The sequence below is a fragment of the Bathymodiolus platifrons methanotrophic gill symbiont genome (genome assembly GCF_002189065.1).
Lineage (GTDB): Bacteria > Pseudomonadota > Gammaproteobacteria > Methylococcales > Methylomonadaceae > Methyloprofundus.
Map to the genome: position 1 here is coordinate 1 of NZ_BDMN01000591.1, position 1137 is coordinate 1137.

1 pseudogene is annotated in these 1137 nt (G+C 42.5%); it reads left to right on the forward strand.

Annotated features, from left to right (window positions below):
* Nucleotides 1-166: 166 nt before the first annotated feature.
* A pseudogene (locus tag CDZ78_RS20775) lies at nt 167-1137 on the forward strand (hypothetical protein); the annotation flags it as partial.

The following is a 1137-nucleotide window of genomic DNA, read 5'->3' on the forward strand; positions in this document are numbered from 1 at the left end:
GGGTAACATCTTTTCGTTATCCATGCTTTATCAACACGTCCCGTAGGGAGCCAATATATTCCCCACATGAACGGTAGGCCGCAGAATTTGCAAAATGCGGCCTACCGGCATTACAGGGGCTAAACTTACTTGTATGCGAACGTGAAACAAAATAGGAATATTAACTATGATGGTCAACTATAAAGATCGAAAGACTATATATGGGAAGGATAAAGAAGCCTTTGACGAGTTCTTAGCAGGTAAAGAAAGATGGAACGTTTATGTTGGAAAACATGGTGATGATACGGAGGTGGATTTTTCAGGTGTCGATTTTTCAAAGCATAGGAAAGGAAAAGGGGAATTTAACTTCTCAGGGTATCTGTTTCCAAAGGAAGGGAATGTAAATTTTTCTAGATCCATATTCGGTGATGGTGGTGTGAACTTCACCTTCGCCAATTTTGGGCAGGGTGTTTCTTTCATGGATGCCAATTTCGGAGAAGGAAACGTGGATTTCAGCGACGCCCAGTTAGGCGCGTATCTCACAGAATTTAGGAGCACTATATTCGGTAAGGGCGAAGTGAATTTCAACAGAGCCAAGTTCGGAAAAGGAGACGCGGATTTCAGCGACGCCCAGTTCGGCGAAGGAGACGTGAATTTTAGGATTGCCAATTTCGGCAAGGGTGATGTGTATTTTTGTAATGTTAATTTTGGCGATGGCTATGTGAATTTCTTTAAGGCCAAATTCTTAGGCAACGAGAGTGTGAATTTCTTTAAGGCCAAATTCTTGGGCAAAGGGAGTGTGTCATTTAATGAGGCCGAGTTTGGAGAGTGCTCTGTAGAATTCAATAGTGTCCAGTTTGGCGATGGCGATATAAGCTTTTTTAATACTAAGTTTGGCAAAGGCGCTGTGAAATTTAATCGCGCGCAGTTCGGAGATGGCTCTGTAGAATTCAATGGCGCGCAGTTCGGAGATGGCGATGTGGAATTCAGTCACGCTAAGTTCGGCAATGGCGATCTTGAATTCAAGAGGGCTAAGTTCGGTAATGGGACACTAAATTTTGAGCACTGTGAATTTAAAGGGTATGTCTCGTTTCAGTCAATGACTGACACAAAGACATTGTCAAAATTCTCTTTACGTCATAGCAGTTTTGATAAATC